Source organism: Variovorax sp. 38R (assembly GCF_014843395.1).
Taxonomy (GTDB): Bacteria; Pseudomonadota; Gammaproteobacteria; order Burkholderiales; family Burkholderiaceae_C; genus Variovorax; species Variovorax paradoxus_H.
This window is the reverse complement of record NZ_CP062121.1, coordinates 3,860,624-3,877,860: the sequence shown is the minus strand read 5'-3', so window position 1 is coordinate 3,877,860 and position 17,237 is coordinate 3,860,624. Positions and strand designations below refer to the sequence as shown.

13 protein-coding genes are annotated in these 17,237 nt (G+C 65.9%); 10 read left to right on the top strand and 3 right to left on the bottom strand.

The window, feature by feature from the left end:
* Nucleotides 1-88 precede the first annotated feature (88 nt).
* On the top strand, nt 89-1,534 hold the full coding sequence (locus IG196_RS17895) for an IS1182 family transposase (protein ID WP_225616707.1): 1,446 nt from the start codon (nt 89-91) through the stop codon (nt 1,532-1,534).
* Nucleotides 1,535-1,667: 133 nt separating this feature from the next.
* Here IG196_RS17895 and IG196_RS17890 read toward each other — a convergent pair whose 3' ends face one another.
* Entirely contained in the window at nt 1,668-2,243 is a 576-nt protein-coding gene (locus IG196_RS17890; RefSeq protein ID WP_101490043.1) for a C40 family peptidase, read from the bottom strand.
* A 241-nt stretch (nt 2,244-2,484) separates the two neighbouring features.
* Here IG196_RS17890 and IG196_RS17885 point away from each other — a divergent pair, with 241 nt between their 5' ends.
* Nucleotides 2,485-3,618, top strand: coding sequence for a PQQ-dependent sugar dehydrogenase (locus tag IG196_RS17885; RefSeq protein WP_192192191.1), 1,134 nt, complete (start codon nt 2,485-2,487; stop codon nt 3,616-3,618).
* Nucleotides 3,619-3,622: 4 nt separating this feature from the next.
* Here IG196_RS17885 and IG196_RS17880 read toward each other — a convergent pair whose 3' ends face one another.
* Together IG196_RS17880 and IG196_RS17875 are read right to left on the bottom strand one after the other, a co-directional pair.
* Nucleotides 3,623-4,423, bottom strand: coding sequence for an alpha/beta fold hydrolase (locus IG196_RS17880; protein WP_192192190.1), 801 nt, complete (start codon nt 4,421-4,423; stop codon nt 3,623-3,625).
* Nucleotides 4,424-4,433: 10 nt separating this feature from the next.
* The gene (locus tag IG196_RS17875) at nt 4,434-6,059 is read right to left on the bottom strand and encodes a 4-hydroxyphenylacetate 3-hydroxylase family protein (protein ID WP_192192189.1); all 1,626 of its coding nucleotides are present in this window, start codon (nt 6,057-6,059) and stop codon (nt 4,434-4,436) included.
* Between the two features lie 127 nt (nt 6,060-6,186).
* On the opposite strand from IG196_RS17875, the gene IG196_RS17870 reads away from it, so the two are divergent.
* The 8 genes from IG196_RS17870 (at nt 6,187) to IG196_RS17835 (ending at nt 17,221) form a co-directional block, all read left to right on the top strand.
* Nucleotides 6,187-6,873, top strand: coding sequence for a TetR/AcrR family transcriptional regulator (locus tag IG196_RS17870; protein WP_192192188.1), 687 nt, complete (start codon nt 6,187-6,189; stop codon nt 6,871-6,873).
* Between the two features lie 12 nt (nt 6,874-6,885).
* Complete coding sequence (locus IG196_RS17865) at nt 6,886-7,491, top strand: isochorismatase family protein (protein ID WP_099790100.1); 606 nt, start codon at nt 6,886-6,888, stop codon at nt 7,489-7,491.
* Between the two features lie 153 nt (nt 7,492-7,644).
* Nucleotides 7,645-9,558: a propionate--CoA ligase gene (locus IG196_RS17860; RefSeq protein ID WP_192192187.1), complete on the top strand. Its 1,914-nt coding sequence runs from the start codon at nt 7,645-7,647 to the stop codon at nt 9,556-9,558.
* Between the two features lie 195 nt (nt 9,559-9,753).
* Nucleotides 9,754-12,630 (top strand): 2-oxoglutarate dehydrogenase E1 component, encoded by a 2,877-nt coding sequence (locus IG196_RS17855; protein WP_192192186.1) that lies wholly within the window; start codon nt 9,754-9,756, stop codon nt 12,628-12,630.
* 54 nt (nt 12,631-12,684) lie between these two features.
* Nucleotides 12,685-13,941 (top strand): 2-oxoglutarate dehydrogenase complex dihydrolipoyllysine-residue succinyltransferase, encoded by a 1,257-nt coding sequence (gene odhB, locus IG196_RS17850; RefSeq protein WP_192192185.1) that lies wholly within the window; start codon nt 12,685-12,687, stop codon nt 13,939-13,941.
* Between the two features lie 19 nt (nt 13,942-13,960).
* Nucleotides 13,961-15,391, top strand: a complete 1,431-nt coding sequence (lpdA, locus tag IG196_RS17845; RefSeq protein ID WP_099790092.1) for a dihydrolipoyl dehydrogenase — start codon at nt 13,961-13,963, stop codon at nt 15,389-15,391.
* 82 nt (nt 15,392-15,473) lie between these two features.
* Complete coding sequence (gene zapE / locus IG196_RS17840; protein ID WP_101490053.1) at nt 15,474-16,571, top strand: cell division protein ZapE; 1,098 nt, start codon at nt 15,474-15,476, stop codon at nt 16,569-16,571.
* On the top strand, nt 16,568-17,221 hold the full coding sequence (locus IG196_RS17835) for a hypothetical protein (RefSeq protein ID WP_192192184.1): 654 nt from the start codon (nt 16,568-16,570) through the stop codon (nt 17,219-17,221). The genes zapE and IG196_RS17835 overlap by 4 nt, the downstream gene beginning before the upstream one ends.
* Nucleotides 17,222-17,237: the final 16 nt, after the last annotated feature.

Below are 17,237 nucleotides of genomic sequence, written 5' to 3'. Positions count from 1 at the left end.
GCAGTCTGTGCAAATAGTCAGCGCTGAGTCCGCGAGAAGTGCCCTTCAGGCGTTTGTCTGAGGGGCATTTTTCGTTGGAGGCTGACCAATGGGACATCGATACGGACAGGCACGGGGACAGGCAACGTTGTTCCCACTGATGCTCGATGAGCTCGTGGGCCAGGACGCACTGGTTCGGGTGGTGGACGCCTGGGTGCAGGCGCTGGACCTGAAGGCGCTGGGCTTTGCCAAGGCGCAGGCGCAGCGACTGGGAACACCGCCCTACGACCCGGGCGATCTGCTGCGGCTGTACATCTGGGGCTACCTGAGCGCGATCCGTTCCTCGCGGGCCCTGGAGCGCGAGTGCCACCGCAACGTGGAGTGCATGTGGCTGCTGGGGCGCCTAGCCCCGGATCACAAGACCATCGCCGAGTTCAGGCGCCAGAACACGGCGGCCCTGGTGGCCAGTTGTGCGGCCTTCGTGCAGTTCGCGCGGGCCAGCCGGGTGATCCGCGGATCGACAGTGGCCATTGATGGCTCCAAGGTGCAGGCAGTGGCCTCGCGCAAGGCGGTGGTGGGCCAGCGTGAGCTGGCCGCACAGGCACAGCGCAATGCGCAGGAGATCGCGGCTTATCTGCGGTTGCTGGACAGCCGGGACGGCGAGGATGACCAGGGCGGTGATGGGCCCGGCGATGGTCCTGGTACGCCCGATGAAGTGCGCGCGGCCTTGGAACGACTGAAGGCCCAGGGGCGAGCCATCGCCAACCAAGCCCAGCAACTCCTGCGCAGCGACGCGAGCACCGTCGTGTGCGGTGAGCCCGAAGCACGCCCGATGCGTAGCCTGAACAGCCAGCCGGGCTACAACCTGCAAACGGCGGTGGAGACGCAAAGTCACCTGATCGTGGCGCACGAGGTGGTCTGCGAGGTGAACGATCAGCGCCAGTTGCAGCCCATGGCCGAGGCGGCCAGCCGGGTGCTGCAGCAGCCCTGCACGGTGGTGGCTGATGCGGGCTATGCCAATGGGGAGCACATTGCAGCCTTGGACGCCCAGGGCATCACCAGCTACGTGGCGGGCGAGCGTTCGGTGAACCACCAGGGCGGCGGCAGCCTGTACCAGCGCAGCGCCTTCGTCTATGACCCGGCCAGCGACAGCTTCACCTGCCCGGCGGGCAGTGCCCTAAAGCGCAAGCAGCTCTCGCGCAAGGACAAGATGGTGGTCTATGCAGCACAGCCGAGCGATTGCGCGGGCTGTGCCCAGAAACTCAAATGCACCACGGCGCGCCAGCGCTTCGTCTCGCGCCACCTGCACGAAGAGGCGCTCGAAGCCAATGCAAGCAGGCTGGCCGCTCAGCCCTGGATGATGGCGCTCAGGCGCCAGACGGTGGAACACCCCTTCGCCAGCATCAAGTACCTCATTCTGGGCAATGCGCGATTGCTGATGAGGCACACGAGCGGAGCGCGTGCGGAGTTCAGCCTGGCTGTGATGGCCTACAACCTGAAGCGGGTGTTCAACATGAAGGGAGCGCCCTGGATGCTCCAGGCGCTGCGGGGCTGAGGCCCTTGGGGCAATCGCTCGCCCAATGAAAAATGCCCCGCTCTCGCGGGGCATCTCGATCTAAGCGGCCAGCAGACTATTTACACAGCCTGCGCGGCGGGATTTTTTTCGTCCTGGATTCGAGGGAATCGAATCAGTCGCTGGCGTTGGCCATGGCTGCAGCCTTGACCTCGTCGCCCTGGCCGCTGAGCACGCGGCGGGCGCCGTCGAAGCGACGCTGCCAGTAGCTGCCATTCATGTCTTCCACGCGGACCTGGGCGCCGGAGCGGGGCGAGTGGATGAACTTGCCTTCGCCGACGTAGATGCCGACGTGGCTGAAGGTGCGGCGCATGGTGTTGAAGAACACGAGGTCGCCGGGCTTGAGCTGGCTGCGGTCGATCTTTTCGGTGGCGGCGGCCTGCTCTTCGGCGCGGCGCGGGAGCACGTGGCCCACGGTCTGGTTGTACATGGCGCGGACGAATCCGCTGCAGTCGAAACCCGATTCGGCGGTGTTGCCGCCGCGGCGATAGGGGACGCCCAAGAAACCGATGGCGGTCACCACCAAGTCGGAAGTGCGCTCTGTGACGGTTTGGCGAACCTGCTTGAGCTGCCCGATGATGCCTTTGTCGGCCAGCATTCGTGCCAACTCGTCATCGGTCTTTTCCTGTTGAGGGGCCGCATGAACAGCGACGGCAAATAGGAGGGACGCGGGTAGGACGAAAAAACGCATGGCGCGTAGGATATTGATGACGCGCGGTTATGTCAATTTAATCTGAATTGTTGAATGCGTTCGTAAGTCATTGATTTACATGTATTTTTTCGATCCGGCGGAAGAAAAAATGTAACGGTGAACGTTTATGCGGCATAAGGATTCGAATGTAAACGCCTCGGTCGATATGACTTTGCGGTCTTAAAAGTCGACATATGCGTTTCATTTGTTGTCAAGATGGCCTCAAATTCAGGAAATCTTCATGAACTTGCGAAATTTCTCCTTTCGCCGCTCCCTGGGGAGCCTCGTGGTGCTCGCGGGTTGCAGCCTGGCTGTCACGGCCATGGCGCAGGTGCGAACCGAAATCGTCGCCTCCGGTCTTGAGAACCCTTGGGGCGTGGCCTTCCTGCCGGAGGGCCGTTTCGTGGTCACCGAAAAGCCCGGGCGTTTGCGGCTGGTGGCGGCGGACGGCAAGCTGGGCGCACCGATCCAGGGCCTGCCGCCGGTCGCGGCGGGCGGGCAGGGCGGGCTGCTCGACGTGCTGGCCGACAGCGGCTTCGCGCAGAACCGCACCCTGTACTTCTGCTATTCGGAACCCGAGGCTTCCGGCGGATCGGCCAACAGCACCGCGCTCGCGCGCGCGCGCCTGTCGGCCGACGGCACGAAGCTGGAAGCGCTGAAGGTCATCTTCAGCCAGAAGCCCAAGGTCGCGAGCCGCTCGCACTTCGGCTGCCGCATCGTCGAGGCCCGCGACGGCAATCTCTTTCTCACGCTCGGCGACCGCTTCAGCCGCAAGGACGACGCGCAGACGCTCGACAACCACCAGGGCAAGGTGGTGCGCATCGCCAAGGACGGCAGCGTGCCGAAAGACAACCCCTTCGTCGGCAAGGCAGGCGCGCTGCCCGAGATCTGGAGCTACGGCCACCGCAACGGGCAAGGCGCGGCCCTCGCGCCCGATGGCCGCTTCTGGATGACGGAGCACGGCCCGCAGGGCGGCGATGAAATCAACATCCCGCGCGCCGGCGTCAACCATGGCTGGCCGGTGATCACTTACGGCGAGAACTACGGCGGCGGCAAGATCGGCGAGGGCATCACCCGCAAGGACGGCATGGAGCAGCCGCTGCATTACTGGGTGCCGTCGATCGCGCCCTCGGGCATGGCCTTCCTGACCAGCGACCGCTACGGCGCCGCCTGGAAGGGCAACCTGTTCGTGGGCTCGCTGAAGTTCGGCTATCTCGACCGCATCGAGCTGAAGGACGACAAGGTCGTCGCCGAGCACAAGCTGCTGGCCGACGGCCGGGCTCGCATCCGCGATGTGAAGCAAGGGCCGGACGGGCTGCTCTACGTGCTCACCGACGAGTCCGACGGCAAGCTGTTGCGCCTGCGTCCGAATTAAAGGATCAGCCGGGGCAGCCCGGCAGCGGGAGCGTCGGCAGCAGGCGGCGCCAGAGCCGTTGCCACTCGGGCCAGTCGTGCCCGCCCTCGGTCGTGACCACGCGTTCCGCTGGCAATGCGCCAGCCAGCAGCCGGTGGCTGAAGGCAAAGCGGTCGTCGAGCGCGTAGCCCAGGTACAGCGGCGGTCGGTCGCCGAAAGTACGGGTGTGGCCGACATAGCCGCGCAGCCATTGCCAGAGCTGCGTTTCGCTCGGCGTGCGCGGGTCGCTGCCCGGCGGCGCGTCGAGCGGACCGCGCCAGCGCGACAGGCCACCGGCATTGGCGATGTCCTGGCTCAGCACGCGTTCGCCCAGATAAGGCGCCAGCACGACCAGGCCCGCAAGATCGCCGGGGTGCGTCTGGGCGTAGAGCAGCCCGCCGAAACCGCCGACCGAGATGCCCGCGATCCAGATCGCCTTGTAGCCCTGGCGGCGCGCGGGCGCGATCACCTCCCGCTCCAGCCGGTCGAGGATGGTCTTGTTCCGGTAGTAGCCCATGTGGGCATCGACGCGCAGGGTGTCGACCGCGAGCCGGTTCTCGTTCAGCGCGTCGATGAAGCCTTCGCGCACGAACTCTTCGGGCGCCGAGTACGCGCCGGGCAGCAGCACGATCAGCGTGTCGGCGCTGCGGGTGCAGCTGCTCTTTTCCAGCGCGGTGGCCATCGGCGCTTCGGCGGCGCGCAACCCACCGCAGCCGGCGAGCAGCAGCAGCGAGGCGGCGCCGAAGAGCAGGGCGAGGCGGCGGCGCAGGGGCGACAAGGTCTGCATCCGCCGGAGTCTAGGCCCGCGACGCCGGGACAGGCAGGTCGACCATCACGGGTTGTCCCGGCACGGTGCAGCCGGTGTCGCAGCACTTGCCCGGCTGGCGGTTTTTCGTGATGGCGCGTGCCGGGTCGTGCGGCGCGGCAGCCGGCGTGCCGTCGGCCGCGATGCCGCGCTCGAGCAGGCGCTCGACCAGCTCGACCTTCGAGCCCACCGGGTAGTTGCGCCAGATCTCCTGCTTCATCGCCGCCGGCGAGCCGCCGCCGTGCAGGCTGATCACGCTGTACCAGCCGCCCTGATAGCCAGCCGTGAGGTCTTCGATGAAGCGGGCCGTCTCGATGCGCTGTTCGTAGGGAATGGCGGGGTTGGCGCGCAGCACGTCGGACAGCCGCGCCGCGGTCTCGGGGTTGTGGTCTTCGTCCGGGCCGGGCAGGGTGACGATGAGGCCGCCGCTCACGTAGTGGGCGATGCGGTGCATGTCGTAGATCTTGGTGGCGAGCAGCAGCTTGCCGATGTTGCTGAACACCGGGTCGGGCATGAAGACCTCGCAATGGTCGTCGGCCTTGCCATAGACGCTGGCCGCCACGCCGCAGGCAAAAAAGCCCTCGGTGATGGTGATGAGCTCGACCATCTGCTCGCGCAGGTGGCTCTCCTTGCCGGGGTCGAAGCCGTTGGCTTCGCACATCAGCGCACCAGCGCCGATCAGCAGGTCGCCGAAGCCGGCGCGGGCCGCGATGCAGCTGTGGCGGTGGTGCGTGGCGTAGCTGTAGGTCAGGTGGCCCGAGTGTTCCCACTCGCCCGCATAGAAGACGCGCTCCCACGGCACGAACACCCGGTCGAACATGCACACGCCGGTGCTCTGACCGTACTTGCGGCTGAAGAGCGCATCGCCGTGCTCGAGCTTTTCGCCGGGCCGCCCGGCCGGCCGCGCGACGATGGTGAGCCCGGGCGCATCGAGCGGCACGGCGCAACAGACGGCGAAGTCGGCATCTTCCTTGCCCATGTTGCGGCAGGGCATGACCAGCAGTTCGTGCACATAGGGCGCGCCGGTCACGATGGCCTTGGTGCCCGAGATGACGATGCCGCGCGCGTTGCGTTCGACCACGTGCAGATAGCTGTCGACGTTCGCCTGCTCGTGCGGCCGGCGGCTGCGGTCGCCCTTGGCGTCGGTCATGGCGACGCCCAGGGTCAGGTCCTGGTCCTGGATGCGGTGCAGGTAGTCGTGGAAGCGGGCCGTGTGCTCGGTGCTGCCGCGCGCGTCGTCGATGCGCGCCGACACCTGGGCGATGGCGTTGAGCGCATCGTGCGTCAGGTAGCGCTGGGCGCAGCCGGTTTCCTGGCACACGAGCCGCACGGCCTCGAGCTTGTTGAGCAGGTCGCCCGAGCTGGTGTTGATGTGCGAGAGCCGGTTCACGCGCTTGCCGCTGGTGTGCTGCACGGCGGTCATGAGCGGCGCGTACTCGGACTTCAACGCGTGGTCGTAGGTGAGGGCGATGGCGTTGATGCCGGGCTGGAAGGCGGGCTCGTCGGCCACGCTGGCGACGCGGCGGCCGTCGACGAACACGGTGGGCGTGTAGCGGCGCAGCGATTCACGGTAGTCGGCGCCGGACATCAAGAGGGCGTCGGAAGGCGGGGCATTCATGGGGGTTGTCTCCAGGGCTCGTGGGAATTCTTTTGACCGTTGGCGCGATAATTTAAACACTGTTCAATTTTTAGATCAACGTTTGAAAAAATGATCGGCGAACGGATCGAGGGCTATAGTCCCGCCCATGCACGCCAAGCTCCAACGCCGCCAGACCCTCACCGATGCCCGCCGCGCCCTGGTGCTCGACGCGGCCCGCACGGTGTTCGCGGAGGCCGGCATCGAGGGCGCGAGCATCCGTGAAATCGCCAGGAAAGCCGGCTACACGCCGGGCGCCATCTATTCGTACTTCGAGAGCAAGGAGGCGATCTACGCGGCCTTGCTCGACGAGTCGCTGCTGCGCCTGCAGGCCGCCGTGGCCGAGGTGGCGGTGTCCGAGCGCCGGCCCGACCAGACCCTGGCTGCCAAGGCCCAGGCCTGGTTCGACTTCTACGCGGCGAACCCGCGCGACCTCGACCTCGGCTTCTATCTGGTGCATGGCATGCGGCCCCGGGGACTGACGCACGCGCTCGACCACGAACTGAACGACCGCCTCTACGACGCCCTGCGCCCCTGCGAGGAAGCGCTGCTGGCTTTGGGCCTCGATGCTGACCTCGCGCAGCAGGAGAACACGGCGCTGTTCGCGCACGGCGTCGGCCTGCTGCTGATGCAGCACACGGGGCGCATCCGCATGTTCAAGCAGTCGGCCGATGCGCTGTTCAAGACCTATCTCGCGCAGTTGGCGCAGCGATCGAGCCCTGCAGCCACAGCGGAAGACGCAGTGAAACCCGCTCTTTTCAGTGGTACGGTTCAGCCCAGTTCAACCGATACCTGAAAGAAGAAGTCCATGCTGCTCGACGCCACGCAATCCCAACTCGTCCTGGTCGATTACCAGGCGCGGCTGATGCCGGCGATCTTCGAAGGCGAAGCAGCGGCGCGCAATGCAGCGCGCCTGGGCCAGATGGCCCAGTGGGTCGACGTGCCGGTCTGGGGCACCGAACAGAACCCGTCGAAGCTGGGCGAGAACCTGCCCGAGATCCGCGCCTTCTGCCACAAGACGCTGGCCAAGATGCATTTCAGCGGCGTGGAAGAGGGGCTCGGCGAATGGCTGCGCCCGCCTGCCAAGACCGCGCCGCAGGGCAATGCCCGCAGCCTGCCCAAGCACCTGCAGAAGCCCCCGGCCGCGGCCGAAGAGCGCAACACCATCGTGATCGCCGGCTGCGAAGCCCACGTCTGCCTGCTGCAGACCGCGCTCGACCTGCTCGAGGACGAGTTCGACGTGTGGGTCGTCACCGACGCCTGCAGCTCGCGCACCGAGCGCAACCGCGACGCCGCTTTCGACCGCCTGGCCGGCGCCGGCGCCGAGCTCGTGACCACCGAGATGGTCGGCTTTGAGTGGCTGCGCACTGCGGAGCATCCGGCGTTCCGCGACCTGCAGGCGCTGATCCGCTGATTCACTGAATCTCTACGAAAGGGCGGCCCGGCAACCGGGTGCCGCCCGGATTGCCGCGGCTGTCAGCTTCCCGCAAGATCGGTTCCCATAATTATGAATTCAGTTTCGACGTCAAGTCCGGAACGGCATCCATAAAACAGGAGACAGATCCCGATGAGCCGCTATGAAGAGTTCTACCGCCAGTCCGTCGATGCGCCCGAGGCCTTCTGGGCCGAGCAGGCGAAGCTGATCGACTGGCACACGCCCGCGCAGCAGATCCTCGACGCCAGCCAGCCGCCGTTTGCGCGCTGGTTCGTCGGCGGCACCACCAACCTGTGCCACAACGCCGTCGACCGGCACCTGGCCGATCGGGGTGACCAGCCGGCGCTGATCTTCGTGTCGACCGAAACCGGCACCGAAAAAAGCTACAGCTTCACCGAGCTGCACGCCGAGGTGCAGCGCACCGCCGCCAGCCTCGTCGAACTGGGCGTGGGCAAGGGCGATCGCGTGCTCATCTACATGCCGATGATTCCCGAGGCCGCCTTCGCGATGCTGGCCTGCGCGCGCATCGGCGCCATCCACTGCGTGGTGTTCGGCGGTTTCGCCAGCGGCTCGTTGGCCACGCGCATCGAAGACGCCGAACCCAAGGTGGTCGTGAGCGCCGACGCGGGATCGCGCGGCGGCAAGGTCATCGCGTACAAGCCGCTGCTCGACGAAGCCATCCGCCTGTCGAAGCACAAGCCCGAAGCCGTGCTGCTGACCGACCGGGGGCTCGCTGCTATGGATTTAATAGCTGGCCGCGATCATCTGGCGGGCGACCTGAGGCAAAAGCACCTGGATACGCAGGTGTCCTGCACCTGGCTGGCCTCGACCGACATCAGCTACACCATCTACACGAGCGGCACCACCGGCAAGCCCAAGGGCGTGCAACGCGACGTGGGCGGCTACGCCGTGGCGCTGGCCGCGAGCATGAAGCACATCTTCGACGGCCGGCCCGGCGAAACGTATTTCTCGACCAGCGACATCGGCTGGGTGGTGGGCCACAGCTACATCGTCTACGGTCCGCTGATCGCGGGCATGGCCACCATCATGTACGAGGGCCTGCCGACGCAGGGCATCGACCAGCAACCCGACGGCGGCATCTGGTGGCGCCTGGTCGAGAAGTACAAGGTGACGGTGATGTTCAGCGCGCCCACCGCGGTGCGCGTGCTCAAGAAGCAAGACCCGGCGCTGCTCAAGAAATACGACCTGTCGACCCTGCGCGCGCTCTTCCTGGCCGGCGAGCCGCTCGACGAACCGACCGCGCGTTGGATCAGCGACGGCCTGGGCGTGCCGATCATCGACAACTACTGGCAGACCGAATCGGGCTGGCCGATGATCACCATCGCCAACGGCGTGGAAGCCAAGCCCAGCAAGTTCGGCAGCCCCGGCGTGCCGATGTACGGCTACCGCATCAAGATCCTGCACGAGTCGACCGGTGAGGAGCTGACGGCGCCGAACGAGAAGGGCGTGGTCGTGGTCGAGGGCCCGACGCCGCCCGGCTTCATGCAGACCGTATGGAAGGACGACGCGCGCTTCCTCAACACCTACTGGAAGAGCGTGCCGGGCAAGATGGTCTATTCGACCTTCGACTGGGGCATCCGCGATGCCGACGGCTATTTCTACATCCTGGGCCGCACCGACGACGTGATCAACGTCGCCGGCCACCGCCTGGGCACGCGCGAGATCGAAGAAAGCATCTCGGGCCATGCCAACGTGGCCGAGGTGGCGGTGGTCGGCGTGGCCGACACGCTCAAGGGGCAGGTGGCGATGGCCTTCGTCGTGCCGAAAGACGGCCTGGCCGTGACCGACGCCGACGCGGCGCTCCAGCTCGAAGGCGAGATCATGAAGGTCGTGGCCGACCAGCTCGGCGCGCTGGCGCGGCCCGCGCGCGTGCGCTTCGTGAGCGGCCTGCCCAAGACCCGCAGCGGCAAGCTGCTGCGCCGCGCGATCCAGGCCGTGTGCGAGCAGCGCGACCCGGGCGACCTGACCACCATCGACGATCCGGCCACGCTGCAGCAGATCAAACAGTTGCTGTCCGCCACCTGACCGACGGCGTGAATCGGGGCAGGGTTGCGGGCCTTGCGTAGCAGCGTTCAGCCGTCATATGGTTGACGTGGCACAATGCCAAGGTACTCAGGCCCTTCCCCAGCCACAGTCGCATCCGCCAATCGGTCCAGCCGTGTCGCGGAAGGTTTCTTAACCAGCTAGTGCTTCCTCCAGGGAAGCGAAGGTCAGCGGAATATGAGCGATTCTTCTACGCCCACGGCGTACACCGCCTATCAAGGCAATACCTATCTCTTCGGCGGCAATGCGCCCTATGTCGAGGAGATGTACGAAAACTACCTTTCCAATCCCGGCAGCGTTCCTGACAACTGGCGCACGTATTTCGACGCCCTGCAGAACGTTCCCGCCGCCGACGGCACCAGCGCCCGCGACGTCCCCCACCTGCCGGTCATCAACGCCTTTGCCGAACTGGCAAAGCAGGGCACGACCAAGGTCGTGCAGGCCAGCGGCGCCGACTCCGAACTCGGCCGCAAGCGCACCGCCGTCCAGCAACTGATTGCCGCCTACCGCAACGTCGGCGCCCGCTGGGCCGACCTCGACCCGCTCAAGCGCGCCGAGCGTCCCGCCATTCCGGAACTCGAGCCCTCGTTCTACGGCTTCACCGACGCCGACCTCGAGACGGTGTTCAACACCAGCAACACCTTCTTCGGCAAAGAGACCATGTCGCTGCGCGACCTGCTCAATGCCCTGCGTGAAACGTACTGCGGCACGATGGGTGCCGAGTACATGTACACCACCGACCAGAACCACAAGCGCTGGTGGCAGCAGAAGCTCGAAAGCGCTCGCACGAACCCCAAGCTGAGCGCCGAGCAGAAGAAGCACGTGCTCAACCGCCTGACGGCCGCCGAAGGCCTCGAGCGCTTCCTGCACACCAAGTACGTCGGCCAGAAGCGCTTCTCGCTCGAAGGCGGCGAGAGCTTCATCGTCTCGATGGACGAGCTGATCAACCAGGCCGGCATCAAGGGCGTGCAGGAAATCGTGATCGGCATGGCCCACCGCGGCCGCCTGAACGTGCTCGTGAACTCGCTGGGCAAGATGCCCGCCGACCTGTTCGCCGAGTTCGACCACACCGCCCCCGAAGACCTGCCCTCCGGCGACGTCAAGTACCACCAGGGCTTCAGCTCGGACGTGACCACCCCCGGCGGCCCGGTCCACCTGAGCCTGGCGTTCAACCCGTCGCACCTGGAAATCGTGAACCCCGTGGTCGAAGGCTCGGTGCGTGCCCGCATGGACCGCCGCGGCGACCCGCTGGGCAAGCAGGTGCTGCCCGTGATCGTGCACGGCGACGCCGCCTTCGCAGGCCAGGGCGTCGTGATGGAAACGCTGGCACTGGCCGAGACCCGTGGTTATTCCACCGGCGGCACGGTGCACATCGTCATCAACAACCAGATCGGCTTCACCACCAGCGACCCGCGCGACAGCCGCTCGACGCTGTACTGCTCGGACATCGTCAAGATGATCGAAGCACCGGTGCTGCACGTGAACGGCGACGATCCCGAAGCCGTGGTGCTCGCCACCCAGTTCGCTCTTGATTTCCGCATGGAATTCCAGAAGGACGTGGTCGTCGACATCATCTGTTTCCGCAAGCTGGGCCACAACGAGCAGGACACGCCGTCGCTCACCCAGCCGCTCATGTACAAGAAGATCGCGGCTCACCCCGGCACGCGCCGGCTGTACGCCGACAAGCTGGCCGCGCAAGGCCTGGGCGACACGCTCGGCGACGACATGGTCAAGGCGCAGCGCGCCGCCTTCGACGAAGGCAAGAACACCGTCGACCCGGTGCTCACCAATTTCAAGAGCAAGTACGCCGTCGACTGGAGCCCGTACCTCAACAAGAAGTGGACCGACGCCGGCGACACCGCCATTCCGACCACCGAGTGGAAGCGTCTGGCCGAGAAGATCACGACGCCGCCCGAAGGCTTCACCGTGCACCCGCTCGTGAAGAAGGTGCTGGACGACCGCGCCGCCATGGGCCGCGGCGACGTCAACGTCGACTGGGGCATGGGCGAGCACATGGCGTTCGCCTCGCTGGTGGCCAGCGGCTACCCGGTGCGTCTGTCTGGTGAAGACTCGGGTCGCGGCACGTTCACGCACCGCCACGCCGTGCTGCACGACCAGAACCGCGAGAAGTTCGACACCGGCACCTACACGCCGCTGCAGAACGTCGCTGAAAACCAGGCCCCGTTCGTCGTCATCGACTCGATCCTGTCCGAAGAAGCCGTGCTGGCCTTCGAATACGGCTACGCCTCGAACGACCCCAACACGCTCGTCATCTGGGAAGCCCAGTTCGGCGACTTCGTGAACGGCGCGCAAGTGGTGATCGACCAGTTCATCGCCTCGGGCGAAGTGAAGTGGGGCCGCGTCAACGGCATCACGATGATGTTGCCGCACGGCTACGAAGGCCAGGGCCCCGAGCATAGCTCGGCACGCCTGGAGCGCTTCATGCAGCTGAGCGCCGACACCAACATGCAGGTGGTGCAGCCCACCACGGCCAGCCAGATCTTCCACATCCTGCGCCGCCAGATGGTGCGCAACCTGCGCAAGCCGCTGATCATCCTCACGCCCAAGTCGCTGCTGCGCAACAAGGACGCGACCTCGCCGCTGTCCGAGTTCACCAAGGGCAGCTTCCAGACCGTCATTCCCGACAGCAAGGGCCTGAAGGCCGAGAAGGTCAAGCGCCTGATCGCCTGCTCGGGCAAGGTCTACTACGACCTGGCCAAGAAGCGCGAAGAGCAGGGCAACGACGACGTGGCGATCATCCGCGTCGAGCAGCTCTACCCGTTCCCGCACAAGGCCTTCGCCGCCGAGATCAAGAAGTACCCCAACCTCGTGGACATCGTGTGGTGCCAGGACGAGCCGCAGAACCAGGGCGCCTGGTTCTTCGTGCAGCACTACATCCACGAAAACATGCAGGAAGGCCAGAAGCTCGGCTACTCCGGCCGTGCCGCTTCGGCATCGCCTGCAGTCGGCTACTCGCACCTGCACCAGGAACAGCAGAAGGCGCTGGTCGATGGCGCATTTGGCAAGCTCAAGGGCTTCGTGCTGACCAAGTAAGAACCGCCCCTTTTCACACGAACACCCTCAAGAACAAAACGGAGCTCACTCCAAATGTCTATCGTAGAAGTCAAAGTCCCCCAGCTTTCCGAATCCGTGGCCGAAGCCACCATGCTCACGTGGAAGAAGAAAGCCGGCGAAGCCGTCGCCGTCGATGAAATCCTGATCGAGATCGAAACCGACAAGGTCGTGCTCGAAGTGCCGGCACCCTCGGCCGGCGTGCTGGTCGAGATCGTTCAGCCCGACGGCGCCACCGTGGTGGCCGAGCAGCTGATCGCCAAGATCGACACCGACGGCAAGGCCGCCGCAGCAGCGCCCGCTGCTGCAGCTGCACCCGCCGCCGCACCGGCCGCTGCTGCTCCCGCAGCGGCAACCGCCGCCACCGGTGGTTCGAAGTCCGACGTCGCCATGCCCGCCGCTGCCAAGCTGCTGGCCGACAACAACCTGAAGACCAGCGACGTGGCCGGCACGGGCAAAGATGGCCGCGTGACCAAGGGCGACGTGCTCGGCGCGGTTGCTGCCGGCGCCAAGCCTGCCGCCGCCATCGCCGCACCGGCTGCCAAGCCCGCGCTGCAACAGGTGGCTGCGCCTGCCGCACCTGACCTGGGCGAGCGCCCGGAACAGCGCGTGCCGATGAGCCGCCTGCGCGCCCGCATCGCCGAGCGCCTGCTGCAATCGCAATCGACCAACGCCATCCTCACGACCTTCAACGAAGTGAACATGGCCCCGGTCATGGACCTGCGCAAGAAGTTCCAGGACGCGTTCACCAAGGAACACGGCGTGAAGCTCGGCTTCATGAGCTTCTTCGTGAAGGCCGCGGTGCATGCGCTGAAGAAGTACCCGGTGCTCAACGCCTCGGTCGACGGCAACGACATCCTGTACCACGGCTACTTCGACATCGGCATCGCCGTCGGTTCGCCGCGCGGCCTGGTGGTGCCCATCCTGCGCAATGCCGACCAGATGAGCTTCGCCGACATCGAGAAGAAGATCGCCGAGTACGGCAAGAAGGCCCAAGACGGCAAGCTGGGCATTGAAGAAATGACCGGCGGCACGTTCTCCATCTCGAACGGCGGCACCTTCGGCTCGATGCTCTCGACCCCGATCATCAACCCGCCCCAGTCGGCCATCCTCGGCGTGCACGCCACCAAGGACCGCGCCGTGGTCGAAAACGGCCAGATCGTCGTTCGCCCGATGAACTACCTCGCCATGAGCTACGACCACCGCATCATCGACGGCCGCGAAGCCGTGCTGGGCCTGGTCGCCATGAAGGAAGCGCTGGAAGATCCGTCGCGCCTGCTGTTCGACATCTGATCCGGGGAGCAAGACACAGATGGCAAACAAGCAATTCGACGTCGTCGTCATCGGCGGCGGTCCTGGCGGCTACATCGCGGCAATCCGCGCTGCGCAGCTCGGCTTCAACGTGGCCTGCATCGACGAGTGGAAGAACGGCAAGGGCGGCCCCGCACCGGGCGGCACCTGCACCAACGTCGGCTGCATCCCGTCGAAGGCGCTGCTGCAATCGTCGGAGCACTTCGAGCAGGCCGGCCACCACTTTGCGGACCACGGCATCAAGGTCGAAGGCCTCGGCCTGGACGTCGAGAAGATGCTGGCCCGCAAGGACCAGGTCGTGAAGCAGAACAACGACGGCATCCTGTACCTGTTCAAGAAGAACAAGATCAGCTTCTTCCACGGCCGCGGTTCGTTCGTGAAGGCGGACGAAGCCGGCTACGAGATCAAGGTGGCAGGCGCTGCCGAAGAATCGATCAGCGGCAAGCACATCATCCTGGCCACGGGCTCCAACGCCCGCGCACTGCCGGGCACGCCGTTCGACGAGGAAAACATCCTCTCGAACGACGGCGCGCTGCGCATCGGCGCGGTGCCGAAGAAGCTGGGCCTGATCGGCTCGGGCGTCATCGGCCTCGAAATGGGCTCGGTGTGGCGCCGCCTCGGTGCCGAAGTCACGGTGCTCGAAGCGCTGCCGACTTTCCTCGGCGCCGTGGACGAGCAGATCGCCAAGGAAGCCAAGAAGGCTTTCGACAAGCAGAAGCTCAAGATCGAACTCGGCGTCAAGGTCGGCGAGATCAAGTCGTCGAAGAAGGGCGTGAGCGTCGCCTGGACCAACGCCAAGGGCGAAGCCCAGACGCTGGAAGTCGACAAGCTGATCGTCTCGATCGGCCGCGTGCCCAACACCATCGGCCTGAACGCCGAAGCCGTGGGCCTGAAGCTCGACGAACGCGGCGCCATCGCCGTGGACGACGACTGCAAGACCAGCCTGCCCAACGTGTGGGCCATCGGCGACGTGGTGCGCGGCCCGATGCTGGCGCACAAGGCCGAGGAAGAAGGCGTGGCCGTGGCGGAGCGCATCGCGGGCCAGCATGGCCACGTGAACTTCAACACCGTGCCGTGGGTGATCTACACCAGCCCCGAGATCGCATGGGTCGGCCAGACCGAGCAGCAGCTCAAGGCCGCGGGCCGCGCCTACAAGGCCGGCACCTTCCCGTTCCTGGCGAACGGCCGCGCACGCGCGCTGGGCGACACGACCGGCATGGTCAAGTTCTTGGCCGACGCCACCACCGACGAGATCCTGGGCGTGCACATCGTGGGCCCGCAGGCCAGCGAACTGATCTCCGAAGCCGTCGTGGCAATGGAGTTCAAGGCCAGCGCCGAAGACATCGCGCGCATCTGCCATGCGCACCCGTCGCTGTCGGAAGCCACCAAGGAAGCGGCTCTGGCCGTGGACAAGCGCACGCTCAACTTCTGATCTCCGGTTCTTGAGCGAACCCGGCCCCGATCGACCCTCGCGGGGCGGTCGGGGCTCTCCATTTTTGAAGCGATCCGATCCCTTGAGCGTCAAACAGGCTTACGAAGCGGAACTCGCGACACGCGGGTTCAAGAGCGATCCCGCACAACTCGCGGCCGTCGAGGCGCTCGACCGTTGCGCCACCGAGTGGGGCGAGTACAAGGCCCGGCGCTCCAATGCGCTGAAGAAGCTCATCAACCGGCCGGAGCTGCCGCGCGGCGTCTACATGTACGGCGGCGTGGGACGCGGCAAGAGCTTCCTGATGGACCTGTTCTTCAACGCCGTGCCGCTGCGGCGCAAGACGCGCCTGCACTTCCACGAGTTCATGCGCGAGGTGCACCGCGAACTGCGCGACCTGCAGGGCACCGTGAACCCGCTCGACGAGCTCGGGCTGCGAATTTCCAAGCGCTACAAGCTGATCTGCTTCGACGAGTTCCACGTCGCGGACATCACCGACGCGATGATCCTGCATCGGCTGCTCGTGTCGCTTTTCGACAACGGCGTGGGCTTTGTCACCACCTCGAACTTCAAACCCGACGACCTGTACCCGGGTGGCCTGCATCGCGACCGCATCCTGCCCGCCATTGCGCTGCTCAACCAGAAGCTCGAAGTGCTGAGCGTGGACAACGGCACCGACTACCGGCGCCGCACGCTGGAGCAACTGCGCATGTACCTCACGCCGAACGACGCGGCGGCCGAGAAGGAATTGCGCCACGCCTTCGACAAGCTGGCCGAGACGGCGGACGAAAACCCGATCCTGCACATCGAGCAGCGCGAGATCCGCGCGCGGCGCAAGGCCGGCGGCGTGGTGTGGTTCGACTTCAAGACGCTGTGCGGCGGTCCGCGCTCGCAGAACGACTACCTCGAGATCGCGAGCCAGTTCCACACCGTGCTGCTGTCCGACGTGCCCCACATGCCGGTGCGCATGGCCTCGGAAGCACGCCGTTTCACCTGGCTGGTCGACGTCTTGTACGACCGGCGCTGCAAGCTCATCATGTCGGCTGAGGTGCCGCCCGAGGCGTTGTACACGGAGGGCCCGCTGGCGCACGAGTTTCCGCGCACGGTGTCCCGGCTCACCGAAATGCAGTCGAGCGAATTCCTCGCCCTGGAACGCCGCATCGTCGACACCCGACTTACATGAAAAAAACCGCTCTTGCCCTGTTCCTGGCGTTGGCCAGCCTGCCGCTCTGGGCCCAGTCCAATGCGGCCTCGGGCAGCGCCGACCTCGAAGCCGAACGCAGCCGCCTGGCCACCGAGCGCGAGGCCATCGAGTCGCGCTACGCGAAGGAGCGCGCGGCCTGCTACGCGAAGTTTGCGGTTGAAGACTGCCTGCGCGAAAGCCGCAGCCGCCGTCGCAAGGAAACCGACCACATCAAGCGGCAGGAAACCGCGATCAACGACATCCAGCGCCAGCGCAGCGGCGCGGCCGAGCTGCAGAAGCTTGACCAGAAGGCCGCCAATCAGCGCCCGCAGGATTCGCGCGAACAGCGCGAGAAGTCGCAAGAAGACCAGAAGGCGCGCGAACAGCGTGCCGCCGACCACGCGGCGAGCCGTGCTGCGACGGCGGCCGACGCGGACGCGCGCCAGCGCCAGTTCGAGGGCAAGCAGAAGGCCCACGCCGATGAGCAGGCCAAGGCGGCGCAGCGCCGCGCCGAAGCACCGGCGGTAGCCTCGCGCTTCGAAGAGAAGCAGAAGCGGGCGGCAGAACACCGCGCCAGCCGCGAGCGTCAGAACGCCGAGCGGACCAAGCCGCGCGGTGCGCCGTTGCCGCCGGCGACTTCTTCGCCCTGAAAAAAGGGAAGGGCGC

What these genes read in the sequence shown, in the direction of transcription:
- IG196_RS17895 (WP_225616707.1), top strand. Translation starts at nt 89, where the DNA reads ATGGGACATCGATACGGACAGGCACGGGGACAGGCAACGTTGTTCCCA.
- IG196_RS17890 (WP_101490043.1), bottom strand. Translation starts at nt 2,243, where the DNA reads ATGCGTTTTTTCGTCCTACCCGCGTCCCTCCTATTTGCCGTCGCTGTT.
- IG196_RS17885 (WP_192192191.1), top strand. Translation starts at nt 2,485, where the DNA reads ATGAACTTGCGAAATTTCTCCTTTCGCCGCTCCCTGGGGAGCCTCGTG.
- IG196_RS17880 (WP_192192190.1), bottom strand. Translation starts at nt 4,423, where the DNA reads ATGCAGACCTTGTCGCCCCTGCGCCGCCGCCTCGCCCTGCTCTTCGGC.
- IG196_RS17875 (WP_192192189.1), bottom strand. Translation starts at nt 6,059, where the DNA reads ATGAATGCCCCGCCTTCCGACGCCCTCTTGATGTCCGGCGCCGACTAC.
- IG196_RS17870 (WP_192192188.1), top strand. Translation starts at nt 6,187, where the DNA reads ATGCACGCCAAGCTCCAACGCCGCCAGACCCTCACCGATGCCCGCCGC.
- IG196_RS17865 (WP_099790100.1), top strand. Translation starts at nt 6,886, where the DNA reads ATGCTGCTCGACGCCACGCAATCCCAACTCGTCCTGGTCGATTACCAG.
- IG196_RS17860 (WP_192192187.1), top strand. Translation starts at nt 7,645, where the DNA reads ATGAGCCGCTATGAAGAGTTCTACCGCCAGTCCGTCGATGCGCCCGAG.
- IG196_RS17855 (WP_192192186.1), top strand. Translation starts at nt 9,754, where the DNA reads ATGAGCGATTCTTCTACGCCCACGGCGTACACCGCCTATCAAGGCAAT.
- odhB (WP_192192185.1), top strand. Translation starts at nt 12,685, where the DNA reads ATGTCTATCGTAGAAGTCAAAGTCCCCCAGCTTTCCGAATCCGTGGCC.
- lpdA (WP_099790092.1), top strand. Translation starts at nt 13,961, where the DNA reads ATGGCAAACAAGCAATTCGACGTCGTCGTCATCGGCGGCGGTCCTGGC.
- IG196_RS17835 (WP_192192184.1), top strand. Translation starts at nt 16,568, where the DNA reads ATGAAAAAAACCGCTCTTGCCCTGTTCCTGGCGTTGGCCAGCCTGCCG.